Consider the following 5,062-nt stretch of genomic DNA (forward strand, 5'->3'; position numbering starts at 1 on the left):
GCTATGACTAGGGAAAGGCGCTCCCAACAAGTACGATATAGTTGGTGCCATGGACACGAGGCTCTGTTTTTCTTGGACTTTTTTCCCCTTTTCAATATGTGGACCATGAACAATAAATGGCACAAATCTTTCACCTTCATCTAAATGTCCATGTCCTCCAATCCCATCTGCTTGGCCATGATCAGCACAAATGAATAAAGTCGTATTGTCCATCTTGCCTTCCTTCTTCAGCCAAGAAACGAAATCTTCAATTAACACATCAGCTTCATGGATTTTTTGCAAATATTCATCATAAAAAACTCCCTGGCTGTGACCAGTTTGATCTGTTCCAATCATTTGAACAACGAACAAATCAGGGTCCTGCTCTTTCATGATTTTCTTTGCCCTTTCCATAATATTAGGGTCAGCTTTATCTTTATGCATAACCGCGGTAACGGTTTCTACATCATCCCCCATTGAATCCACCAAATGGGCGATTCCAAGAAGTCTGCCCTTTTTGCCTACTTTTCTTAACGAATCAAAAATACTTTCAACATTAATTCCTAATTTCCATACCATATTGGACTTAATTCCATGCTCAAATGGATAGGTCCCTGTGAACATCGAGCTAAAGCAAACGACTGTTCTTGCAGGATAGACGGTTTCCATATTCATATATTCTGTGCCGTTTTCTTTTAAAAGGTCTAAAAAAGGAGTATTTGCTTCATAAAAACGTTCCTTTCTCATTCCATCCACTACAATAACAATGACCTTATCAGAAATGGCTTCTCCTGGCTGCGGGCCCTGATCTTTTGAGTATGTTTCATATGCTTTTGGTTTCCAATCAAATAAATACCTATGAAGAATGTAGGCAAACACGAGTATAAATGCATAAAAAATCAAAAGTGAAAGAATATTGATGACCCCACCGGCCCTATTTGTTTCAAAAACCATTTCCCAAATAGATAGGATTAAAAAAAACTTTGGCAATTGCTCCTGTGCGTTTCCACTAGTAGAATCACTATTTTTTAATACAAGTTTCCAAAAACGAGTGAAATTCAACCAAGAAGTCCCTATTCTCAAGTGATAATATAAAGTCCCCCAAAAGAATACCGTAAAAAAGAAGTAAAGGGCCATTGAAAATAAAAGAAGCCCTATATCAATATCTTTCCAAATGATTATAAAAATAACAAAAGGAATCCACAAATAATTCCTTAAAAAGAGTGGAAAATCAAAAACAAAATAGATGATTAATAATGGAATTACATAAATAAAGGCAAACATTAGGTCTTGGACCGCTTCTARCGAGCCCAAAATCGCAGCATGGAATAAAACCATGGTTCCTAAGACAAAAATCGGTGTAAATGGCTTTCCTTCATTTAATAAGTTCCAACAGCGTGCAGCGATTTTTTCAAATTTTGATGCACTTTTCACTTTCTCCTCACTCCTTTTATCCAAACCCACCCTTTCACTGTTTTAAAAGAGACAGGATAAATTAATATAACAACTGCTCCAGCCATATAAGAAAATAAGAATTTCATAAAATGGGTTATGACCGCAATCGTATACCCTTCTATCAGAGGAAATCCAAATAAACCAAGAGCAAATACAAGAAAACTTTCATAATTACCGATACCACCAGGTGTAATTTGGAATATCTGTCCAGCAATGGTGATACTATTTGAAAACACAGTTTCAAAAAATGACAGGTCTCCTTTTAGCGCGAGGACCGTACCATAAAGAATTCCGCCTTCTAAGACCCAACTAAAAAAGGTAACTAGTATGATAGCCAGGCCATTTCTCCCTGAAAAAGCATTTTTAAGCAAAGAGATATGTCTTTTTAAAAAGGCAGGAAAATATTTATGTAAAACAGATAAAGTAATCATACAAAAGATACTACCGGCTATGATGCTCCATACAGGAAATTTAAAGCTTACATCCAGGCCTAACAGGCCTGTCAAGGTAATCCCTATTAAGCAGAGCATATCCAGAACCCTTAATACAACGACTGAATGTAAAGCTTCCTCATAGTTTACCTTGTCATCCCTTACACTTAAGATTTTGGCCCTCACTAGATCACCTACTTTTATAGGCAGTAGGTGATTCACCAATAAGCTATATAAAATCCCCAAAAGACATGTTGAAAAACGAGCCTTTCCTTTTAAATAAAGCTGCCAAGCCCATCCTTTTAAACAAAAAGAAAGGAAATAAACGATCCACATTATTACAAGCAAAAAAGGATGCTCAAATAATTCACTTATACCTTTCCATACCTGTTTCCCATCAAAATAATGAATGGTTAAGAAAACAAAAACAATAAGTATCAAAAAAGCAGGACCAAGCTTAAAGAATCGTCTCATTTTCCTTGGCCCACTTTACCGTTTCTGATAGTCCTTTTATAAAGTCTACTTTTGGTTCAAACCCTAACAATTGTTTGGCTTTTCCGATATCTGCCCACGTATTTACAACATCTCCCACGCGAGAAGTTTCTTTGTTTATTTTCATGTCAGGGAAGTGCCGTTTCAATTCAGCTAATAGAGTATCCATCAATATTGGTCTTCCCGATCCAATATTGATGACCTCACTTTTCATTAGTTGATTGATTGACAAATAAATGCCATTCACGATGTCATCTATGTATGTAAAATCACGTGCTCTTCCATCACCAAAGAGGGTAATTTCCTCCCCGTTCATTAACTTTTTGATAAAACTACCAATTGCCATGTCAGGACGTCCCCATGGACCATAAACGGTAAAAAACCTCAATATATTCACCTGAAAACCATATAGATATTCATAAACATGACAATAGGATTCAGCCGAATATTTGGAGGCAGCATACGGGGAAATAACCTTTCCGTTCGCCATCTCCTCCTTAAAGGGTCCTGATTGATTTCCATAAACTGAGGATGAAGAAGCAAATACAATTTTGGAAACACCTGCCTTACCTGAAGCTTCAAGCACATTAATCGTTGCTTTAATATCATAATCGACATATTTAAGAGGTTCTTCAATTGAATAAGCAACACCAGGTAAAGCTGCTAAATGAACAACTACATGAGGAGAAATCTGTTTAAATATGGTCACCATTTCTTCTCTATCCAAAAGATCCTTTTGAAAAAAGTGAAAGGACCCGAAACTCGCTACATTCTCCAATTGTTTCTTTTTTCTTTTTGGTGAATAATACGGATGAAGACAATCTATGACATATACATCGTGGTTTTCCTGAATAAGCCTTTTGACAAGATGACTTCCTATAAAACCGGCACCACCCGTTACAATAATCTTCATGTGAACACCCCATTGTTGTGAATCTCTATCACAACCAGTATAACTCTATTAACACAGAAAAAACCTTGTAATTTTCACAAGGTCTCCTCCCGTGCAAAATAATAATTATTTTGCCTTTTCAATGACTGATTGTAAAGTGGCTTGAAGTTCTTTCAGCAATGGCTCGCCAGCTTTTTTATCCTTCGCTTTAGCTGCTTCCAAATATTGTTGTGCATTATCCGTAAGCTTGCTATATTCTGCTTCACCTATTAACCCTTTAATATCTTCACCAATAATGTCGATAAATAGGGCACCTTCTAATGCTGTTATTGGAGATTTATCTTCTCCCCAAAATTCTTCACTTTCCTTATATTCATCAAGGGCAATTTTAGAGAATCCTCGAACAAACGCCTTATTAACCTCAGCAGGATCCAATTTCGTACTATCCGTTTGCAAATCAAATTGCTGTTGAATGAAGGCTGCTTCTTCTGCAGCATGCCCATTTAAATAACCGAATAAAGATTGATAGAAGGCCCAACCTTCTGCTTGCTCCACTTTTGCTTCTTCCTTATCCTTCTTTGCTGCCTCTGCCACTTTTGTTGCATAGCCATTTGGAACGGCACCAGTTGCTAGATAAAACGTTTTCATAATTGTTTTATCTACAACTTGCTTACCAAGTGAGAATCCTACTTGATCATCCGCTTCTACAGCTTTCTCCATCTCAGCAAATCCACCAGCAATCACGTCTACCATATTTGTTCCATATGCAGTATCACGTTTTTCTACTGTAGATTGAAGAATTGCGTAATATCCCTTCGCTTCTTCAATTTCCTTTGTTACATCTTCTTTATTACCCCATTTTTCATCTACTTCAGTAAAATCATGTTTCATCGTTGTATAAAAGACTTTTTGCATTAGTTTATCAAATATTTGCTTAACAACGACCTTGTCCATAGTACCTTCTTTACCAGCTTGTAATGCGGTTGTAATATGCTGATCCAATTTATCTTCGAATTCTGCATCTCTGTCTTGCACTAAGCTTTGCAGATTATTTTTATAAAGGTCCGTCACTTTATCATAGTCTACTTCTTTTCCTTCTTTAGCCTTCTCCAACTCAGTAATAGCTTCTTGGAAAACCTGTGCGTAATTCACTTCTTTTATTTCTGATTCTTTCTTTGTCTCTTCTTTATTAACTGTTTGTTCTTGCTTTTTCTCTTCGGCACCCTCACTTGCCTGTTTCTCACTAGTATTGCATGCTGTCAAAACCGTACCTGCCATTAAAAAACTAGCAAAGATAGCTGATAATTCTTTTTTTCTCACGATAGTATCCCCCGTCTATTTACATCATAATTGATAATGAATATCATTTCTAATTAAGATTATAATAGCGAATGATAATCAACGTCAATGTATTTCTTAAAATTAATTCGTTCCTTTTTACATTTAAGGAAATATTGGTTATAATTTAAGATTTACCTTAAAAAATGTTTATTATAAAATGTACTATAGTATTATATAAGGAAAACACGACAATGAGAGGAATAAATATGAAGAACATAACAATCGTTGGAACAGGTCATGTAGGACTAGTTACCGGAGTGACTTTAGCAGAAATAGGTCATCAAGTTGTGTGTTATGACATTAATGAAAATGATATTGCACTAATGAAAGCTGGAATATCTCCCTTTTATGAGCCAGAGTTAGCGGATTTATTGAAAAAAAATCTTAATAATGGTCAATTGTTTTTTACAAGCGATCCCAAACTAGCATTAGTAGATGCAGAGATTATATATATTGCAGTAGGAACACCTAC

4 protein-coding genes and 1 pseudogene are annotated in these 5,062 nt (G+C 35.9%); 1 reads left to right on the forward strand and 4 read right to left on the reverse strand.

What is annotated here, in order from left to right; all coding sequences use genetic code 11:
* From AC1DUW_RS20730 to AC1DUW_RS20745, 4 genes are all read right to left on the reverse strand, one after another.
* The coding region (locus AC1DUW_RS20730; RefSeq protein ID WP_477643340.1) for an alkaline phosphatase family protein at positions 1–1,413 on the reverse strand (1,413 nt) is incomplete at its 3' end.
* Positions 1,410–2,339 carry a lysylphosphatidylglycerol synthase transmembrane domain-containing protein gene (locus AC1DUW_RS20735; protein ID WP_053344886.1) on the reverse strand — a complete coding sequence of 310 codons (930 nt, stop codon included), beginning with the start codon at positions 2,337–2,339 and terminating at the stop codon, positions 1,410–1,412. The genes AC1DUW_RS20735 and AC1DUW_RS20730, both read right to left, overlap by 4 nt.
* A complete protein-coding gene (locus AC1DUW_RS20740) occupies positions 2,323–3,270 on the reverse strand; it encodes an NAD-dependent epimerase/dehydratase family protein (RefSeq protein WP_053344885.1) in 948 nt (315 codons plus the stop codon). Before AC1DUW_RS20740 ends, AC1DUW_RS20735 begins: the two co-directional genes overlap by 17 nt.
* 105 nt (positions 3,271–3,375) lie before the next feature.
* Positions 3,376–4,527: a hypothetical protein gene (locus tag AC1DUW_RS20745; protein WP_053347981.1), complete on the reverse strand. Its 1,152-nt coding sequence runs from the start codon at positions 4,525–4,527 to the stop codon at positions 3,376–3,378.
* A 269-nt stretch (positions 4,528–4,796) separates the two neighbouring features.
* On the opposite strand from AC1DUW_RS20745, the pseudogene AC1DUW_RS20750 reads away from it, so the two are divergent.
* A pseudogene (locus AC1DUW_RS20750) lies at positions 4,797–5,062 on the forward strand (UDP-glucose 6-dehydrogenase); the annotation flags it as partial.

The organism is Peribacillus sp. P4_C12 (genome assembly GCF_056402095.1).